The sequence below is a fragment of the Niveispirillum fermenti genome (assembly GCF_048066175.1).
GTDB classification, from domain to species: domain Bacteria; phylum Pseudomonadota; class Alphaproteobacteria; order Azospirillales; family Azospirillaceae; genus Niveispirillum; species Niveispirillum fermenti.
Genome location: NZ_JBLTXA010000006.1, coordinates 109,771 through 127,481 on the forward strand (window position 1 = coordinate 109,771; position 17,711 = coordinate 127,481).

Below are 17,711 nucleotides of genomic sequence, written 5' to 3' on the forward strand. Positions count from 1 at the left end.
AATGACACATTGCGGCACATTGCGGCATCAGAGCCCCGCAAGACGCGAAGAAACGGCTCGGTCAGGTCCGCAGGATCGGGTTCAGCCAGCGCAGGAAGCGGCCGGTCAGCCGCAGCGGCGCGTCGGTGAAGGCGATGCAGATGCAATCCCCGTCGGCGTCGGCCACGGGGCGGTGATCGATGCTGGGGTCGGTGGCGGCGAAATCCCCGCGCAGGTAATGCCCGTCGGCATCGGAGAAGCCACCGGCCAGCACCAGGGTGAGTTCATCGCCATTATGGGTATGCCGGGGCATGCCCATGCCGGCCCGGATGCGCATCATCTTCACCGATCCGCCCCGGCAGGGCACGGCCGCCTCGTGCAGGCCGGGAATGGTCAGGCGCCAGCGGACGCGGTCCAGGTCCCCCCCAATATAGGATCGCAGCGGCTGGGGCAGCAGCGGCATCCCGGCCGGCGGCGGGCGCGGCGTGACATCGGGCATGCGGATGAGGGGCCGGGCCGGTTCATCCAGCCGGGCCAGCACGCCAGCCAGCAGGTCATCGCCTACGGCGACCTGCTCGGTCCCCTCCAGCAGGGCGCCGCCGATCTCCTCCAGCCGCGTCACCTCCGCCCGGCAATGGGGACACAGCGCCAGATGCGTGGCGACCAGAAGCGATGCCCCCTCGTTCAGGGAGCCGGCGGCATAGGCCAGCAGAAGATCCGGAGCCGGATGATGGTGGGGATGTGACCTCATGCCTGCTCCCCCAGCGTATCGCCGCTCATCGCCTTGCGCAGGCGGGCCAGCGCCAGGCGCAGCCGCGATTTCACCGTGCCCAGCGGCAGGTGCCTCTCCTGTGCGATGGCGCTGTGCGCCTTGTCCTCGAAATAAGCCATCCTCAACAATTCCGCCTGTTCGGCAGGCAGCTCCCGGATCGCCCGGTGCAGCAGCGCCGCCCTTTCCTCCACCAGCATCATTTCCATCGCACCATCCACCGGGTCCGGCACCAGGGCCGGATCGTCCGGATCGAAGGCGGGGCGCCGGTCGCGGCGCAGCCGGTCGATGCGCCGGTTGCGCGCGATGGCGAAGATCCAGGTGCTGGCCGCGGCCAGCGACGGGTCGAAATCGCCGGCCCGGCGCCAGACCGTGACCATCACGTCCTGGATCGTCTCCTCCGCCGCCCCCGCATCCATGCCGCCACGCAGGAGGAAGGATTTCAGCCGGGGTGCGAAATGATTGAACAGGGCGACGAACGCCTGCCTGTCCCGCTGCCGCGCCACGCACAGCAACAGTCCGTTCAACCGGTCAACCTCGGTGGTGTCAGCCATGTCCGCGGTCATATCCGGTGGCGGTATCCGTTGGGCGACAAGCGCAGCCCTGGCCCCGGCCTGTCTGCCGGGTCCCGCCGCGCTGAATGCCCGCCGACTATAGTGACCGCTCTGTTCCATGCCAATCATTACGAAGGTCGGGCGGAAACGGATCACCGGAGGCGGCGAATTTTTTGGCATTCCGTTCGACCGGGCAATTCGGTTAAACGGGAAGGGGACGACGCCAGCCACCCGGGCGGGACCAGCAAGGGAAGGACGAAGGGGGCCCATGCGCGCATCGCTACGACGGATGATCGGTCTGACGGTGGGCTGGCTGTCGGTGCTGTCGGTGCTGGCCCTGCCGGCCCCTGCGGCGGAACCGAAGCTGATCGGCGCCTACCGCGACTGGAACGCCTTCATCCTGGAAGAGGCGTCGGGCCCCGTCTGCTGGATGGTGTCGCGGCCCAAGCGGCAGGAGGGGGAGTTCACGCGGCGCGGGGATGTTTTCCTGCTGGTGGTCCATCGGCCGGCGGAAAGAAGCTTCGATGTGGTCAATTTCATCGCCGGCTATCCGTTCGCGGAGCGTAGCGAGGTGCTGATCCAGGTGGGCCGGCACGGCTTCAAGCTGTTCAGCGACGGGGAGCAGGCCTGGGCGCGCGATGACAAGACCGACCGCGCCATCGCCCAGGCCATGACCCAGGGCTCGCTTCTGAAGGTGCAGGGCACCAGCCTGCGCGGCAACCGCACCATCGACACGTTCAGCCTGGCGGGCAGCGGTGCCGCCTATCAGGCCATCGGCAGCGCCTGCGCCGACCGCGCCCCACCGCCGGCGCCGTAATAATAGAATATTTGACCGTTGGTCTCATACCAACGTGCGATGAGTAGAACGCATCGCAAGTTGGTCCGGCGGCGACCGCCACAGCACCGCTCGTGCGGCGTCGCCCGCGCCAACGAATGGTGGCGCCGGCAATTGAGGGCGGTGACCAGAACCAATAGGTTCTGGTCACCGCAAAATAGTATCAGCCGTCGCTGCCCGGCCGGCTCTTGGCGATGGCGCGCGACAGCAGGATGACGGGCAGGATGCCGACCGCGACGATGGCCAGCGCCGGGGTGGCCGCCTCGGCCAGCCGCTCGTCGCTGGCCAGCGTGTAGACACGCACGGCCAGCGTGTCGAAATTGAACGGCCGGACGATCATGGTGGCCGGCAGTTCCTTCATGACATCCACGAAGACCAGCAGCCCCGCCGTCAGCAGGCTGCCGCGCATGATGGGGGTGTGGACCTTCAGCAGGGTGCGGCCCGGCGTCTGGCCCAGGATGCGGGCCGCCTGGTCCATGGTGGGACGTATCTTCGACAGGCTGGCCTCGACCGTGTTGAAGGACACGGCCAGGAACCGCACCAGATAGGCATAGACGATGGCGGCGATGGTGCCGGACAGCAGCAGGCCGGTGGAAACGCCGAAATGACCGCGCATGAAACCATCGACGGCATTGTCGATGCGTGCAGCGGGGATCAGGATGCCAACCGCGATGACCGAGCCGGGAATGGCATAGCCCATGGCCGCCACCCGCGCTGCGGTCTTCAACGTCGCCGTGGGGCGCAGGCGCAGCCCATAGGCGACCAGACAGGCCAGCGCCACGGCCAGCACCGCCGTCAGCCCCGCCAGCGTGAAGGAATTGCCGGCCAGTTCCCTGAAATTCGCCCCGAACAGCTGGTCGCCCCCCTCCATGGCCAGCTTTCCCAGGATGGCGATGGGAATGACGAAGCCGGCCAGCAGCGGCGCCAGGCAGGCCACCAGCGCCGCCAGCGCCGGCAGGCCGCGCAGATGATAGCTGGGCAGGCTGCGATACCGCCCGGTGGAATGGAAATAGCGGGCCCGGCCGCGGCTGTACCGTTCCATGACGATCAGCACCATCACGAACAGCATCAGGACAGAGGCAAGCTGTGCCGCCGCCACAGGCTCTCCCATCGCGAACCAGGTGCGATAGATGCCCGTCGTGAAGGTATCGACGGCGAAATACTGCACCGTCCCGAAATCGGCCAGCACCTCCATCATGGCCAGCGCCAGTCCGGCGGCGATGGCCGGCCGGGCCAGCGGCAGGGCCACGCGCATAAAGCTGCGCCACGGCCCGGCGCCCAGCGTGCGCGCCACCTCCAGCACACAGACCGACTGTTCCAGGAAGGCCGCCCGGGCCAGCAGATAGACATAGGGGTACAGCACGAAGGACAGGACCGTGATGGCCCCGCCCAGCGACCTTATCTCCGGAAACCAGTAATCGGCGCGGCGCCAGCCGAACATCTCGCGCAGGCCCGTCTGCACGGGTCCCACGAACTGCAAAAGGTCGGTATAGGTATAGGCCATGACATAGGCGGGCACAGCCATGGGCAGCAGCAGCGCCCATTCCAGCCAGCGCTGGCCCGGAAAGCGGCACATGGTGACCAGCCAGGCCGTGCCCACGCCGATCACGCTCACCCCCAACGCAACCCCGCCGGCCAGCATCAGCGTGTTGGCGATGTAGGTGCCCAGCACGGTGGAGGCCAGATGGCTCCACACCCCGTTGCTGGACACGAAGACGCGGCTGCCCACGATCAGCAACGGCAGCGCCACGAACAGCGCGATCAGCAGTACCGACAGCGTCCAGCCGCCGGGCACGAACCGGAACCAGGCGGGGCGCAGACGCGCTGCAGCGGAAACGGGGGGGGCGGAAAGGACGTGATCGCTCATGCCGGGCACTTTCCCACCCATGCGAACGGTTCGCAATGACGAAGACGCCGCAGGCCCGCCATCGGTGCCATGTGCGGGGCGCGGAAGCGGGTGGGATGGCGGGGCACCACACCTGCCACGTACCCGAGCCCACGGACGTGGGCGCCGGCGATTGAAGGGCCATGATTGATTGGCCAAAGGTCAATCAGTCAGGCCGGCGGTATCAAGCCCGGTGATGGGCCGCGATCTGCCGGACTACAGGGTATCAGTGGCTGTCCAGCCAGGCCACGGTCAGGGATGCCAGCGCCTCGGCCCCCAGTGCCAGACTGGATTCGTCCATATGGAACAGGGGGGAATGGTTGGACGGCGCCTTGTCCAGCGGCACGGCCGGCGCCGTGGACCCGACCCAGAAATAAAAGCCGGGTATCTTCTGCTGGAAGAAGGAGAAATCCTCCGCACCACCGGCCTTGGGCCGGATGGAGAGCTTGTCCTTGCCGGCCACCTGTTCCAGCACGGGGGCGGCCCATGCCGACAGGGCCTCGTCATTGTCGGTGACCGGATACCCGATCTCGATTTCCACCTCGGCCGTGGCGCCGGCGCTTTCGGCGATGCCGTTGGCGATGCGCCTGATCTCCGCATGGACCTGGGCCTGCATCGCAGCATCGAAGGTGCGGATGGTGCCCACCATCTCCACCTGATCGGGGATGATGTTGTTGCGAACGCCGCCATGGATGGAACCGACGCTGACGATGACCGGCTCCTTCACCAGTTCCACCCGCCGGCTGACGATGGTCTGCAGGGCCGTGACGATCTGCGAGGCGGTGACGATGGGATCCACCCCCGCCCAGGGATAGGCACCATGGCTCTGCCGTCCCTTCACAAGGATGCGGAACCGGTCGGACGCGGCCATGGCGGGGCCGGGACGATAGCTGATCTCCCCCGCGTGCCCGCCGGAAAACAGGTGCAGGCCGAAGATGGCCTGCGGCTTGGGGTCGGTGGACAGGACCCCTTCGCGGATCATCAGTTCGGCCCCGCCCTCCTCGCCCGCCGGGGCGCCTTCCTCGGCCGGCTGGAAGATGAATTTCACAGTGCCCCGCAACTGGCCGCGCCGCTTGGCCAGCAACTCGGCCACGCCCATCAGGATGGCGGTGTGCCCGTCATGCCCGCAGGCATGCATGACGCCCACCTCCTGCCCGTTATAGGTGGTGCGCACCTTGGACGCGAAGGGCAGGTCGACCTGCTCGGTGACCGGCAGGGCGTCCATGTCGGCGCGAAGGGCCACGACGGGACCGGGTTCCGCCCCCTTGAGGACCCCGACGACGCCGGTATGGGCCACGCCGGTCTGTACCTCCATCCCCAGCTTGCGCAGATGGTCGGCCACCAGCGCCGCCGTGCGGACCTCCCGGTTGCCCAGTTCGGGATGCTGGTGGATGTCGCGCCGCCAGGCGACGATCCGGGGCTCCAGCGCCTTCACGTCGGACCGGATATAGGCGGGGATGGCGGCCGGGGCGGCTGCGGAAACGGCGGGCGCCGCCTCCTGCGCGCCGGCCACACCGCCCGACAGGGACAGGCAGAATGCCGCCGCCATGACGACCCAGGCCACCCGGTTACGCTTCATGACCCCATACCCCCATCATAAAGCCGTCACCCGGTGTGACAGGTGGCCGGGTCGGCAACAGGCAGGCGGGTGGGGGACGGGCACGCGCCACCCCCCGCCCGCCCCAGGCTTACAGCACGCGGATATTCTTGAACTGCCACGGGTCGGACGTATCGACATCCTCCGGGAACAGCTTGTTCCGCCCTTCCAGGGGGGTCCAGTCGGTATAGGCGCCGACGACGGGCCCCAGATAGGGCGTGCAGATATCCAGGCAGCGCTGGAAATCCATGTCCTCGGCCTCCACGATGCCGCGGTCGGGATTCTCGATGGCCCAGATCATGCCGGCCAGGGCCGCCACGGTCACCTGCAGGCTGGTGGCGCTGTTGAATTCCACCAACTGGCGCGCCTCCGCGCAGGAAAGCTGGGAACCGTACCAGTAGGCCCCCTTCTCATGCCCGGCCAGCAGCACGCCCAGTTCATCCACCCCCTCGATGATCTCGTTCATCAGCAGGCGCTGCGTTTCCTGCTGCACATAGTTCTTGCCGGCGAATTCGTGGATCGATTTCACCGCATCGTCGCAGGGATGGTAGGCGTAGTGCGTGGTCGGACGGTAGACGGCATTGCCGTCCGCGTCCTTCACACTCAGGAAATCGGGGATCGACAGCGATTCGCTGTGCGTGATCAGGAAGCCGTGGAAGGGGCCTTCCATGGGGGTCCAGGTGCGCACGCGCTGGGTCACGCCCGGACGGTTCAGGATGATGCCGGCTTGGCAGCCGAAATCATGGCGGATGCCGTCGGGCGGGAAGGTGGCCTCATGCGTGCCCCAGCCCATTTCGGCCGGCTGGCAGCCTTCGGAGATGAAACCGTCGATCGACCAGGTATTGACGAACTCCCCCCGCTTCTTGGGGATGGAGGAGACCTGGGTATCGCGCTCGGCGATGTGAATGACCTTGACGCCCAGTTCCTGCGCCAGGGCGGCCCAGCCGGCGCGGTCGGACGGGGCCGCCGCGTCGCGGCCCGTATCCTCCGCGATGTTCAGCAGCGCCTGCTTCACGAAATGCGAGACCAGGCCCGGATTGGCGCCATGGGTCAGCACGGCCGTGGGGGCATCCCGGCCCAGTTTCGCCCGCAGGGCCAGCGCCTGCTCGCGCAGGGCATAGTTGGACCGCAGCGAGGGCGGGACGCTGGCATCGGTATAGCCGCCGGGCCAGGGCTCGATACAGGTGTCCAGATAAAGCGCGCCCTTTTCGGCGCACAGTTCGACCAGCGCCATCGACGACACGTCGACGGACAGGTTCAGCAGGAAATCGCCCTTGGCGAGCAGGGGTTCCAGCACGGCCCGGTAATTATCCCGGGTCAGCGGCTCCTTGACGAACTTGATGCCGTAATAGTCAGCCTCACCGTGTCCGCGCTCGTCCGCCGTAACGATGGTGATGTTCTGAGGTTTGATGTCGACATGCCTCAGAATCAGCGGCAGCACACCTTGGCCGATGCTGCCGAAACCTACCATCACAAGACGCCCGGGAAGGGCACAATGCTTCTGATATTGGGTCATTTTCGCTTTTGCTCCGGGGCTATTACCCGCCTATGGGTGCCTCATGGACGTGGGGTTGACTGGGGCTCAATGATGAACGCAGACAACAGGAAAGCATGGCCCCGTCCACCGGAAGGGACCATGCAGGGTTAATGCGGTCCGGACAGAGTGACCTAAGCCGCCATTCCTGGCAACTCCCGCGCGGGGTCCGATGATTGATCCGGTACCTGGGCGTGTCCCGGCGTGGCCAGAAGCGGGCCGTCGCGGACCTCCACCAGACGGGCCTGGTCGAAGCCGTTGAAGGCCGTGCGCAGCGTGGCGCCATAGGCACCCAACTGCCCGATCTCGATCCAGTCGCCCTCCCGCACGTCGGCCGGCAGCAGGAACGGACCCTTCATGTGGTCCGCACTGTCGCAGGTCGGGCCCCAGAAGCTGAACGGGGCCAGCGGGGCCGTGGAGGCCCTCATCAGCCGGCAGGGGAAGCGGAAACCGGGCACGCCGGCATCCGACAGGCTGCCATAGACGCCGTCATTCACGAACAGCTCGTCCGTGCCGCGGCGGCGCTCCACCTGCACCACGATGGAACCGCCCGCCGCCACCAGGGCACGCCCCGGCTCGCACCAGATGCGGGCGTGGGCCGGCAGGCGCAGGGCCGCCAGGCCCGTGGCGATGGCGTCCATGTAGTCCCGCAGGTCGGGCGGGTCCATGTCCGGATAAGCGACGGGGAAGCCGCCCCCCACATCCAGCACATCGATGACGACACCGGCGGCATCGATCACCCGCCCGGCCAGGGCCAGGGCCCGGCCATAGGCGGCGGGTTCCATCATCTGGCTGCCGACATGGAAGCACAGGCCGACGCGGGCCGCCACGGCACGGGCCCGGCGCAGCAGGGTGACGGCATCGTCGAACGCCGCGCCGAACTTGCCCGACAGGTCATAGGCGGCCTTGCCCTTGGGCATGGCCAGCCGCACGAACAGGCCGAGGTCGGCCGCATTGTCCGTGACGGCCAGGATCTTTTCCAACTCCTCCACGCTGTCCAGCGAGAAGTCGCGCACGCCATGGTCGCGATAAGCGCTGGCAATGGCGGCACGGTTCTTCACCGGATGCATGTAATGGATATGCGCATCGTCGAACATCTGCCGCACCACGCGGATCTCGGCCGGGGAGGCACAGTCGAAATGCCGGATGCCGCCCTGGTAGAGCGCGCGCAGGAAGGCCGGGTCCGGATTGCACTTGACGGCATAAAGCACGTCTCCCACCCCGCCCGTGGCCCGGCCAAACAGGTCAAGGAAACGGCCGGCCGTAGCGCGCAGCGTGTCGGGACGAATGCAATGCATCGGCTCCGCCGGGGCCAGACGCGCCACCATCTGACCGACATCGGGCAGACAAGAGCCCGCCAGACGGTGGCCGGCCGGACGGGGGCCGGGGTTGCGGGCAAGGCCGCGGCGCAAGGGTGCGACGGCAGAACGGAAACGGATATGGGCCATGGCGACGATCCCCCGGGGGCGGAAACCCCATGCCGCCATATGGCACCCGTTCGCGCGGGCGCGGCATCATGGCGGAATTGAAATGATGGCGGCGGGCGGCGAAGCAGCCCGGCCGGTTTCAGATGCGGGAAGGTTCCTGGCGCCGCGTCGTGATTGCCGGGCCGATATCCTGCGGGATGCAGGGGGCCGCAAAGCGTCAACGGACGAGGGAGCCAGGGTCGCGCTTACGCGAACATGGCCTTTTCAGGCATAACGGCGTTCATGTCGACTTCCCTCTCGGGGTACCGGCCCACTGTCGACCGGTGCTGCCAAAAAGGACGCCTGACGTCGTTGCGTAAACACCAGGGGCATCGCCGGGGACCGGCGGTGGCGCCACAAGGGCCAGGGGCACGTGCGGGTGCGTCTATCCCTGCTTATCCATGCAATGCGCCATCGTTGCAAGGGTTTGTTCGGACAGGATGTGCATGGCTGGCCTGTACCCGGCGGCAGCCGGCACCGTTTCCCGCCCCCCCTGCCTGCCCCTGTGCGGGGCGGGCAGGGGGACCCATATGATGATCATGCGCCCGATCGCTCCCCTTCTGCCGGTCCTTGCGGCCTTGCTGGTCCTGTCCCCCGCGGGGGCGCAGGAAAACCCGCTGCTGACCCCGCCGCCCGGCCTGACGGGCGCGCCGCGCCCATCCGACCCGGCCGCCGCCGAACAGGGACGCCTGCAATCCGACCTGCTGCGCCCGCCAGCGGGCCTGGACGCCCGCCCCGACCCCGATCCGATGTACGACCGGGAGATGCGCGAACGCCGGCTGGATGCGGAACGCATGCTGCGTGCCCAGCAGGAACCGCAGCCCCCCGCCGTCACCGTGGACGGGCCGGCCCCGCCACGCAACGACCCGCCGGCCACGCGCATCACCCATGGCCGCGCAGCGGACAAGCCGACGCCGGTGCAGTCCTCCCCCGTTCCCGGCCGCAAGCCGCTGCCGCCGTCCGGGCCTTGACGGCGGGCCGGCTTTGCTGTTGTTGGCATCCAGCCCCAACGGAACCGGACCCATGATCCCCATCACCCCCCATATCGCCATCGACGAGGACGAGCTGCAGGAAAGCTTCCTGCGGGCCGGGGGGCCGGGGGGGCAGAATGTCAACAAGGTGGAAACGGCGGTGCAACTGCGCTTCGACGTCGCCAATTCCCCTTCCCTGCCCGACTGGCTGAAACAGCGGGTGCGCGGCGTGGCGGGGCGCAAGCTGACGGCCGACGGCGTGCTGGTCCTGGTCGCCCAGGCCCATCGCAGCCAGGAGCGCAACCGGGAGGATGCGAAGGCGCGGCTGGTGGAAATCCTGGCCAAGGCCGCCGAGCGCCAGGCACCGCGCCGGCCCACACGGCCCACCCTGGCATCCAAGACCCGCCGGCTGGAGGCGAAATCAACCCGCAGCGGGGTGAAGAAGATGCGCGGACGGGTGGACCCGGACTGACACCCTCGTGCCGCCGGCACATCCGTGGTCCCACCAGACCGGGACATCCGTGGCCCCGGCAGAATGGTGCTTTGCGGCACGGGGATGCCTGGCTTAATGTGGTAACCCGACCGGGTTGGTCCCGGTCGGGCTGTGCAGGTCCCGCCGTTCATGACGAAATTCACCCGTTCGGGCAGCGAGCGCCCGGTCGATCTTTCCCGTGTGGCGATCCAGAAATCGCCCTCGCTGCTGGATGAGCGGCTGGGCGTCTACCGCAGCAAGATCGCGCAGACCGACCTGGATGTGATGCTGAAACAGCATCAGGCCTTCGTGGAGCAACGCATCACCGGGGTGCGGGCGCATTTCAAGCTGTGCGAACTGTCCAGCCTGGACCTGTCGGGGGCGGTGCTGGCATCGGCCGATTTCACGGGCGCCAAGCTGCACAACACGCTGCTGCGCGGGGCGGACCTGCGCATGACCAACTTCTACGCGGCCGACCTGTCGGAAGCGGACCTGATGCATGCCGATCTGACGGCGGCCGACATGCGCGGGGCCATCCTGCGCGGGGCGGTGATGATCAGCTGCAACCTGACCTCTGCCGATTTCCGCAACGGCACCCTGGCGCTGGCCCGCAATGGCGAACTGGTCTCCGTCCACAACAGCGCGGAAGCGGACCTGTCCAAGGCCGTAATCATGCGCGCCACCCTGTCCAAGGCGCGCCTGTCGGACAGCTTCGTCATGCAGACCGACCTGCGTGACGCCGACCTGCGCGGGTCCATCCTGTGCAAGGCCAACCTGTCGGACAGCAACCTGACGGGCTGCGACCTCACCTCCTGCGACCTGACGGAGGCCAACCTGGAAGGCGCGAACCTGGAGGGCGCGATCCTGACGGGGGCCGTGCTGCGCCATGCCAACCTGAAAAGCGCCAACCTGATCGGCGCCATCCTGGACGGGGTCGACCTGTCGCTGGCCAATATCGAGGATGCCAGGACCGTCGAGCAGTTGGACGACATGGAAGGGGGCCTGGCGGAATTGCTGAAGGCCCATGTCAAATGGATCGAGACGGGCGGCAACCAGGGCCGGCAACTGGACCTGTCGGGCAAGGACCTGACGGGGGCCGATCTGTCGCGCATGACGCTGTCGGCCGGCATCTTCCGCGGCACGGTGCTGCGCAATGCCAACCTGTCGCGCTCGGCCCTGCTGATGGCGGATCTGTCGTCGGCGGACCTGCGGGGGGCGAACCTGCGCAATTCCAACATCCGCGGCGCCCGCATGATCCGGTCGATGATGGTGGGAGCCGACCTGACGGGGGTGCTGGCCGCCCCCATCAACATCCAGGGCTATGACTGGCAGACCAACATGGAGCGGGCCCGCCTGGGCAAGGCCGTCCTGGTGGGGGCCGACCTGACGGGCGCCATCCTGTCGGGGGCCGACCTGCGGCAGGCCCAGGTGCGCAATGTCAGCATCAAGGGCGCCGACCTGACCGACGCCAACCTGACGAATGCCGACCTGCGCGGCGTCGATTTCAGCAAATGCAAGCTGGCCAACGCCAAGGGGCTGCCCGAACCGGACGATCTGCAGGGCCGGGATTGATCGCGGCCGCGTTCCCTGCTACCGACCGGGCATGGGAACGCATTACGACATCATCATCGCCGGGGGCGGGGCCGCCGGCCTCTATGCCGCCATCTTCGCCGGCCGCCGCGGCCGGCGCGTGCTGGTCATCGACCATGCGGAAAAGGTGGGCAAGAAGATCCTGATCTCCGGCGGCGGGCGCTGCAACTTCACCAACCTGGATGCGCGGCCCGACCGTTACCTGTCGGCCAACCCGCATTTCTGCATTTCCGCGCTGAAGCGGCACACCCAGCATGATTTCATCGCCCTGGTCGACCGGCACGCCATCAAATGGCACGAAAAGAAGCTGGGCCAGCTTTTCTGCGACGAGAGCGCGCGCGACATCGTCGCCATGCTGCTGGCCGAATGCGCCGATGCCGGGGTGGATATCCGCACCGCCTGCCGCATCGCCGACGTGGCGTCCAACACCCCCGGCTTCACGCTGGACACCAGCCACGGCGCCTTCACGTCCGACAGTTTCATCCTGGCCACGGGCGGCCCGTCGATCCCGAAGATGGGGGCCAGCGACTTCGCCTTCCGGCTGGCCCGCGCCTGGGGTCTGCCGGTGGTGGAACCACGCCCGGCGCTGGTGCCGCTGACCTTCGCGCCGCCGGATCTGAAGAAGCTGGACGGCCTGTCGGGCGTGCCGCTGGAAGCCACCGTCGCCTGCGGCGGCGGCCGGTTCCGCGAGGCGCTGCTGATCACCCATCGCGGGCTGTCCGGCCCGTCGATCCTGCAGATATCCTCCTACTGGCGTGAAGGGCGGCCGGTGGTCATCGACCTGTCGCCGGATCTGGCGCTGGCCGACCATCTGAAGGGGCTGAAACGGTCGCGCCCGAAGGCAGAGCTGAAGACGGTGCTGGGCGATCTGCTGCCCCGCCGCTTTGCCGAGCGGCTGTTCGAAGTGGGGTTGCTGGGCACGGCCCCCCTGACCAGCCGCCCCCTGGCCGACCTGAAGGATGCCGATCTGGCCGGCGTGGCGGCGGCCCTGCATGGCTGGACCGTCCATCCCGACGGGACGGAGGGATATCGCACGGCAGAGGTGACGCTGGGCGGCATCGATACTGGCGCGCTTTCCTCCAAGACCATGGAGGCGAAGAATATCCCCGGCCTGTTCGTGATCGGGGAGGCGGTGGATGTCACCGGCTGGCTGGGCGGGTATAATTTCCAATGGGCCTGGTCCTCCGGCCACGCGGCCGGCATGGCGGCCTGAAAAGCGGACCGTCAGTCACTTTTTCAGGCCCTTCGGCCGCCGGCGCCAACAGGCCAACGGCTCATGCGCGCATGGGCGCGCGACGGCAGCCGCCGCCCTGTACCGACGGTCAGACATGTCGATCGTCGGCATGACGCCGCAGCGTGTGCAGCGAGCGGATCAGCAGCGTGATGACGATCAGCGCCCCACCCTGATGCGCCGCGCCCAGCGCGACGGGCACGGCGTGCAGCAGCGTCGTGATCCCCAGCACCACCTGCCCACCGATGCCCAGCATCAGCCACAGGGCGGCGCGCTTGGCCACGGCCGGCACATCCGTGCGCTGACCGATGCGCCAGCAATAGGCGACGGTGACGCCGGCCGTCAGGATGGCCAGCCAGCGATGGATGAACTGCACCATGGCCGTATTCTCGAAGATATTCAGCCAGACAGGCCGCAGGTTCCAGATTTCCGGCGGGGCGAAGGCATCGTTCATCAGGGGCCAGCTGTTGTAGGCGAGGCCGGCATCCAGCCCCGCCACGAAGGCCCCCCAGATGACCGTCACGGCCACCAGCGCCAGCGACACCCGCCCCAGCCGGACCAGCCCCGCCCTTTCCGGATGCCGGCGGGCCTGGGGGTGGCGCAGGTCAAGCCCGGCCTGGACCAGCAATGCATAGAGGAACAGCGCCATGCCCAGATGCAGGGCCAGCCGGTAATGGCTGACATCGGTGCGCTCCGACAGGCCCGATTGCACCATGAACCAGCCGATGAAACCCTGCAGCCCACCCAGCAGGAACAGGCCCACAAGGCGGGGCAGCATCTGCCGCGTCACCATGCCCTTCACGGCGAACCAGACCAGCGGCACGGCGAAGACGACCCCGATCAGCCGCCCCCACAGCCGATGGAACCATTCCCAGAAGAATATCTGCTTGAATTCATCCAGGCTCATGCCCCGCTTCAGAACCTGATATTCGGGGATTTGCTTGTACTTTTCGAACTCGGCCAGCCATTGCGCCTCGTTCAGGGGCGGGATGGTGCCCGTGATGGGCTTCCATTCGGTGATCGACAGGCCACTTTCCGTCAGGCGCGTGATGGCGCCGATGATGGCCATGGCGAAGACCATGCCGGCGCAGAACAGCAGCCAGTTGGCAACGGCGCGATGGCCGGGGACAGAAGGGGTCTGGGCGACGGACATGGGGCGGGCCGTTCGATCGGTGGGAAAACGATGCCGTGATATGGGCGCGACAGGGGCCGATGGTCAAATGCCGGCCTTGCGGCCCCGCGTCGCAGCCAGGGCTGTGACCAGTGCCGCCATACCGGCCGGATCGCGCATCGGGCCGCCCATGACGGCTGCCCCCGCCGCACCCGCCGCCAGGCAATCCGGCAGGTTCCCCGCCGTCACCCCGCCCAGCGCCAGGGTGGGCAGGGGCAGCCCGGCCAGCACCCCCGCCCCCAGGGCGGGACCGTATCCGGGTTTCGACGCGCTGGGGAAGATGGGGCTCAGCGTGGCGTAATCCGCGCCGGCCCGCGCCGCGGCCGCCACCGCCGCCCGGCCGTGGCAGGAGGCGCCGATCAGCGCGCCCGGCCCCAGGCGCCGGCGCACGGCCGCGATGTCGGCACCGTCGGGCAGATGCACCCCGTCGCACAGCAGGCCCAGCGCCGGGTCGCCATGGACGGTCAGCACGCCGCCCACGGGCGCCAGCAAGGGTCGCAGCACCGCCAGCAGCCCGGCCTGTCCATCGGCCGGCAGGTCCTTTTCACGCAGGCTGACCCAGCGGCAGCCGGCGGCGACGCAGGCCGCGACAATGTCGGGCAGGCCGCCCGCGGCCTGCGCCCGGTCGGTGATCAGCAGCAGCGGTGGGAACGGCAGCAGCGGCACGGCGTCATCTCCCCTTCCCCGCCCCCTGTCAGGCGGTCAGCCTGTCCCCGATCCGGTGGGGAAAGCCGCGCAGGAAGGCAGCGCCATCCACAGGCCCCTTGCCGGGCCGCTGTACCCGGAGCAGACGCAACGCGCCATCGCCGCAGGCCACTGTCGGCCCGGCATCGATCAGGGTCCCCGGCGGGGCGTCGCCCGCCACCGGTTCGGCCGCCAGCACCTTCAGCTTCTCTCCGCCGGCAAGATCGATCCAGCAGCCGGGCCAGGGGGTCAGGCCACGGACCTGCCGATCCAGTTCCACGGCCGGACGGGACAGGTCCAGGCGCCCTTCCTCCTTGGCCAGCTTGGCGGCATAGGTCACGCCCTCTTCCGGCTGCGGCACGGGGGTCAGCGAACCGTCTGCAATACCGGGCAGGGCCGCCACCATCAGCCGGGCACCCATGGCGGCCAGGGCGTCATGCAGTGTGGCGGCGTTCATGCCCGCCGTGATGGGCAGGCTGTCCTTCATCAGCATGGCGCCCGTGTCCAGGCCGGCATCCATCTGCATGATGGTCACGCCCGTTTCGGCATCGCCGGCCAGGATGGCACGCTGAATGGGGGCCGCCCCGCGCCAGCGCGGCAGCAGGCTGGCATGGACATTGACGCAGCCCAGGCGCGGTGCGTCCAGCACGGGTTGCGGCAGGATCAGGCCATAGGCGGCCACGATGGCGCAATCCAGGTCCAGGGCGGCGAAGGCCGCCTGCTCCTCCGGCTTGCGCAGGCTCTTGGGGGTGCGCACGGGGATGCCCAGCGCATCGGCCCGGCGATGCACGGGCGTGGCCTGCACCTGCTGGCCGCGGCCCGCGGGGCGGGGCGGCTGGCTGTAGACACAGACCAGTTCATGCCCGCCCTGGACCAGGGCATCCAGGATGCCCACGGAAAAGTCGGGCGTACCCATGAAGGCAAGACGCAGCGGCACGGGGAAAAGCCTCTCTTTCGGCCGGGATCAGGGAAACCGGGGCGTACCCCGGCATCATCCTTATTTGCGGGCTTACTTGCGCGACTTGTTGTATTTGCGCAGCAGCATGTTGCGCTTCAGCGACGACAGATGGTCGATGAACAGCACGCCGTTCAGGTGGTCGATCTCATGCTGGATGCAGGTGGCCAGCAGGCCGTCGGCATCCATCTCCCGCACCTCGCCCCCGCGATCGACATAACGCACCCGGATCATGCTGGGCCGTGTCACATCGGCATAGATTTCCGGGATGGACAGGCAGCCTTCCTGCGTCACGGTCACCTCGTCGGAGGTCCAGAGCAGTTCGGGGTTGACCATGGCCAGCGGCTGGGGCGTCTCGGTGCGGTGATCGGTCACGTCCACGACGATCAGCCGTTCCAGCAGACCGATCTGCGGCGCGGCCAGACCGATGCCGGGGGCCTTGTACATGGTTTCCAGCATGTCATCCATCAGGGCCGCGACGCGCCCGTCGACATTGTCCAGCGGCTTGCACGTGGCCTTCAGGCGGCTGTCGGGAATGGTCAGGATGGGCAGAAGCGACATGGGCGGCGTGTCCGGGTCCGGCGGGATTGACGGGGCGGGAGGCGACGCTGCTTGCACAAGGGTCCCTCTATTGCGGCAGATATGCCGCATGGGGCCGATGGTCAAGCGCGAACCGGACGGGTCGGGTCTGCCGGGCACCAGCCCCTTGCATTCCAACCGGGACAGGCCCATGACATAGGACATGGACCCTGGGGTGCCGCCATCCTGCCGGACGGCGGCTGAGATCACACCCATCGAACCTGATCCGGGTCATGCCGGCGAAGGGAGAAGGCGAGAATGACCATTATCCAATCCAAGGACGGGCAATCCAAGGACCGGCCCCGCGTGGCCATCATCGGCGGCGGCATCATCGGCATGGCGATCGGCTGGCGGCTGGCCGGGGCCGGGGCGTCGGTCGATATCTTCGAACGCGACCGGGCCGGCCAGGGCGCCACGCGCGCCGCCGCCGGCATGCTGGCCGCCGGGGTGGAGACGGAGCCGGGCGAACAGCCGCTGTTGCCGCTGTGCCTGGAAAGCCAGGCGCGCTGGCCCGGCTTCGCGCGGGAACTGGAGGCGGTCACGGGCCTGCCCGCCGGCCTGCGCAGCGAAGGCACGCTGGTGGTGGCCAGCACCCGCGACGAGGTGGAACTGCTGCGCTCCAACTACGCCTTCCAGCGCGGGCTGGGACTGGAACTGTCCTGGCTGACGGGGGCGGAAGCCAAGGAGAAGGAACCCTTCCTCAACCCGCGCACGGCCGCCGGCGTGTTCAGCCCGCGGGACGGGCAGGTGGACAACCGCCTGGCCGCCGCCGCGCTGCGCGCCGCCCTGGCCGCGACCGGGGCGCGCCTGCATGAGGGGACGGCGGTCACCGGCCTGGATGTGTCGGCCGGCCGCGTGACGGGCGTGGTGCTGGGGGACAGGGTGGCCGGCGCCGATATCGTCGTGCTGGCGGCCGGCGCCTGGTCGCGCCTGCTGCCGGGGCAGCCCGTCCCGCCGCCCGTCCGCCCCGTGAAGGGCCAGATGATGTCGCTGGCGATGGACCCTGCCCGGCCGCTTTTGACTCATGTCGTCTGGGCCCCCAAATGCTATCTGGTGCCGCGCCGTGACGGCACGCTGATCATCGGCGCCACGACGGAGGAAAAGGGATTCGACAGCCAGATGACCGCCGGCGGCGTGCTGGCCCTGCTGGATGCCGCCTGGCGAGCCCTGCCGGGGGTGGAGGAACTGCCCGTGCGCGAGATGTGGACGGGCTTGCGCCCCGGCAGCCGCGACGACGCCCCCATCCTGGGGCCCGCGCCGGGGCTGGAGGGGCTGGTGCTGGCCACCGGTCATCACCGCAACGGCATCCTGCTGGCCCCCGTCACGGCCGATGCCATCACCGACCTGATCCTGACGGGACGGGTCGACACGCATATCAGGCCCTTCGGGGCCGAACGTTTCGCCGCGGCGCAGGCGGCATAGGATTGGCCGCCACCCGG

General features: G+C 68.4%; 16 protein-coding genes and 1 riboswitch. Of the genes, 6 read left to right on the forward strand and 10 right to left on the reverse strand.

The genetic code is table 11. From position 1 onward, the window contains the following. Window positions 1-61 precede the first annotated feature (61 nt). Both ACM9LZ_RS08295 and ACM9LZ_RS08300 read right to left on the reverse strand, forming a co-directional pair. The gene (locus tag ACM9LZ_RS08295) at window positions 62-730 is read right to left on the reverse strand and encodes a ChrR family anti-sigma-E factor (RefSeq protein ID WP_416618917.1); all 669 of its coding nucleotides are present in this window, start codon (window positions 728-730) and stop codon (window positions 62-64) included. Continuing rightward, on the reverse strand, window positions 727-1,302 hold the full coding sequence (locus tag ACM9LZ_RS08300; protein ID WP_416618918.1) for a sigma-70 family RNA polymerase sigma factor: 576 nt from the start codon (window positions 1,300-1,302) through the stop codon (window positions 727-729). Before ACM9LZ_RS08300 ends, ACM9LZ_RS08295 begins: the two co-directional genes overlap by 4 nt. Before the next feature lie 268 nt (window positions 1,303-1,570). Here ACM9LZ_RS08300 and ACM9LZ_RS08305 point away from each other — a divergent pair, with 268 nt between their 5' ends. Next, window positions 1,571-2,119, forward strand: coding sequence for an invasion associated locus B family protein (locus ACM9LZ_RS08305; RefSeq protein WP_416618919.1), 549 nt, complete (start codon window positions 1,571-1,573; stop codon window positions 2,117-2,119). Window positions 2,120-2,300: 181 nt separating this feature from the next. Here the strand turns inward: ACM9LZ_RS08305 and ACM9LZ_RS08310 are convergent, their stop codons facing one another. The 4 genes from ACM9LZ_RS08310 to ACM9LZ_RS08325 form a co-directional block, all read right to left on the reverse strand. Beyond that, window positions 2,301-4,004 (reverse strand): ABC transporter permease, encoded by a 1,704-nt coding sequence (locus ACM9LZ_RS08310; RefSeq protein WP_416618920.1) that lies wholly within the window; start codon window positions 4,002-4,004, stop codon window positions 2,301-2,303. 244 nt (window positions 4,005-4,248) lie between these two features. Further along, window positions 4,249-5,601, reverse strand: coding sequence for an amidohydrolase (locus ACM9LZ_RS08315; protein ID WP_416618921.1), 1,353 nt, complete (start codon window positions 5,599-5,601; stop codon window positions 4,249-4,251). Window positions 5,602-5,710: 109 nt separating this feature from the next. Continuing rightward, complete coding sequence (locus ACM9LZ_RS08320; RefSeq protein WP_416618922.1) at window positions 5,711-7,135, reverse strand: homospermidine synthase; 1,425 nt, start codon at window positions 7,133-7,135, stop codon at window positions 5,711-5,713. Between the two features lie 152 nt (window positions 7,136-7,287). Beyond that, entirely contained in the window at window positions 7,288-8,601 is a 1,314-nt protein-coding gene (locus ACM9LZ_RS08325; protein ID WP_416618923.1) for a type III PLP-dependent enzyme, read from the reverse strand. A gap of 464 nt (window positions 8,602-9,065) precedes the next feature. Here ACM9LZ_RS08325 and ACM9LZ_RS08330 point away from each other — a divergent pair, with 464 nt between their 5' ends. The 4 genes from ACM9LZ_RS08330 to ACM9LZ_RS08345 all read left to right on the forward strand — a co-directional run bounded on the left by ACM9LZ_RS08330 (window position 9,066) and on the right by ACM9LZ_RS08345 (window position 12,865). After that, entirely contained in the window at window positions 9,066-9,590 is a 525-nt protein-coding gene (locus ACM9LZ_RS08330; protein WP_416618924.1) for a hypothetical protein, read from the forward strand. A 52-nt stretch (window positions 9,591-9,642) separates the two neighbouring features. Beyond that, on the forward strand, window positions 9,643-10,062 hold the full coding sequence (arfB, locus tag ACM9LZ_RS08335; RefSeq protein WP_416618925.1) for an alternative ribosome rescue aminoacyl-tRNA hydrolase ArfB: 420 nt from the start codon (window positions 9,643-9,645) through the stop codon (window positions 10,060-10,062). 150 nt (window positions 10,063-10,212) lie between these two features. Continuing rightward, window positions 10,213-11,634 carry a pentapeptide repeat-containing protein gene (locus ACM9LZ_RS08340; protein ID WP_416618926.1) on the forward strand — a complete coding sequence of 474 codons (1,422 nt, stop codon included), beginning with the start codon at window positions 10,213-10,215 and terminating at the stop codon, window positions 11,632-11,634. A gap of 31 nt (window positions 11,635-11,665) precedes the next feature. After that, a complete protein-coding gene (locus tag ACM9LZ_RS08345; RefSeq protein ID WP_416618927.1) occupies window positions 11,666-12,865 on the forward strand; it encodes a BaiN/RdsA family NAD(P)/FAD-dependent oxidoreductase in 1,200 nt (399 codons plus the stop codon). A 109-nt stretch (window positions 12,866-12,974) separates the two neighbouring features. Here ACM9LZ_RS08345 and ACM9LZ_RS08350 read toward each other — a convergent pair whose 3' ends face one another. The 4 genes from ACM9LZ_RS08350 to def form a co-directional block, all read right to left on the reverse strand. Then, window positions 12,975-14,036, reverse strand: coding sequence for a COX15/CtaA family protein (locus tag ACM9LZ_RS08350; protein ID WP_416618928.1), 1,062 nt, complete (start codon window positions 14,034-14,036; stop codon window positions 12,975-12,977). Between the two features lie 63 nt (window positions 14,037-14,099). After that, window positions 14,100-14,720 carry a thiamine phosphate synthase gene (locus tag ACM9LZ_RS08355; protein WP_416618929.1) on the reverse strand — a complete coding sequence of 207 codons (621 nt, stop codon included), beginning with the start codon at window positions 14,718-14,720 and terminating at the stop codon, window positions 14,100-14,102. A gap of 28 nt (window positions 14,721-14,748) precedes the next feature. After that, window positions 14,749-15,669, reverse strand: a complete 921-nt coding sequence (fmt, locus tag ACM9LZ_RS08360) for a methionyl-tRNA formyltransferase (RefSeq protein ID WP_416619058.1) — start codon at window positions 15,667-15,669, stop codon at window positions 14,749-14,751. A 78-nt stretch (window positions 15,670-15,747) separates the two neighbouring features. After that, window positions 15,748-16,254 (reverse strand): peptide deformylase, encoded by a 507-nt coding sequence (gene def, locus ACM9LZ_RS08365; RefSeq protein ID WP_416618930.1) that lies wholly within the window; start codon window positions 16,252-16,254, stop codon window positions 15,748-15,750. Window positions 16,255-16,433: 179 nt separating this feature from the next. Beyond that, window positions 16,434-16,538, forward strand: a riboswitch (TPP riboswitch). On the opposite strand from def, the gene thiO reads away from it, so the two are divergent. After that, complete coding sequence (gene thiO / locus ACM9LZ_RS08370) at window positions 16,531-17,694, forward strand: glycine oxidase ThiO (protein ID WP_416618931.1); 1,164 nt, start codon at window positions 16,531-16,533, stop codon at window positions 17,692-17,694. Its footprint overlaps the riboswitch before it by 8 nt. The last annotated feature ends 17 nt before the right edge of the window (window positions 17,695-17,711 follow it).

Bases quoted from the DNA above. Each gene is read 5' to 3' on its own strand.
- ACM9LZ_RS08300 (WP_416618918.1), bottom strand. From the start codon at position 1,302: ATGGCTGACACCACCGAGGTTGACCGGTTGAACGGACTGTTGCTGTGC.
- def (WP_416618930.1), bottom strand. From the start codon at position 16,254: ATGTCGCTTCTGCCCATCCTGACCATTCCCGACAGCCGCCTGAAGGCC.
- ACM9LZ_RS08315 (WP_416618921.1), bottom strand. From the start codon at position 5,601: ATGAAGCGTAACCGGGTGGCCTGGGTCGTCATGGCGGCGGCATTCTGC.
- thiO (WP_416618931.1), top strand. From the start codon at position 16,531: ATGACCATTATCCAATCCAAGGACGGGCAATCCAAGGACCGGCCCCGC.
- ACM9LZ_RS08345 (WP_416618927.1), top strand. From the start codon at position 11,666: ATGGGAACGCATTACGACATCATCATCGCCGGGGGCGGGGCCGCCGGC.
- ACM9LZ_RS08310 (WP_416618920.1), bottom strand. From the start codon at position 4,004: ATGAGCGATCACGTCCTTTCCGCCCCCCCCGTTTCCGCTGCAGCGCGT.
- ACM9LZ_RS08330 (WP_416618924.1), top strand. From the start codon at position 9,066: ATGGCTGGCCTGTACCCGGCGGCAGCCGGCACCGTTTCCCGCCCCCCC.
- ACM9LZ_RS08325 (WP_416618923.1), bottom strand. From the start codon at position 8,601: ATGGCCCATATCCGTTTCCGTTCTGCCGTCGCACCCTTGCGCCGCGGC.
- ACM9LZ_RS08295 (WP_416618917.1), bottom strand. From the start codon at position 730: ATGAGGTCACATCCCCACCATCATCCGGCTCCGGATCTTCTGCTGGCC.
- ACM9LZ_RS08340 (WP_416618926.1), top strand. From the start codon at position 10,213: ATGACGAAATTCACCCGTTCGGGCAGCGAGCGCCCGGTCGATCTTTCC.
- ACM9LZ_RS08350 (WP_416618928.1), bottom strand. From the start codon at position 14,036: ATGTCCGTCGCCCAGACCCCTTCTGTCCCCGGCCATCGCGCCGTTGCC.
- ACM9LZ_RS08320 (WP_416618922.1), bottom strand. From the start codon at position 7,135: ATGACCCAATATCAGAAGCATTGTGCCCTTCCCGGGCGTCTTGTGATG.
- ACM9LZ_RS08305 (WP_416618919.1), top strand. From the start codon at position 1,571: ATGCGCGCATCGCTACGACGGATGATCGGTCTGACGGTGGGCTGGCTG.
- arfB (WP_416618925.1), top strand. From the start codon at position 9,643: ATGATCCCCATCACCCCCCATATCGCCATCGACGAGGACGAGCTGCAG.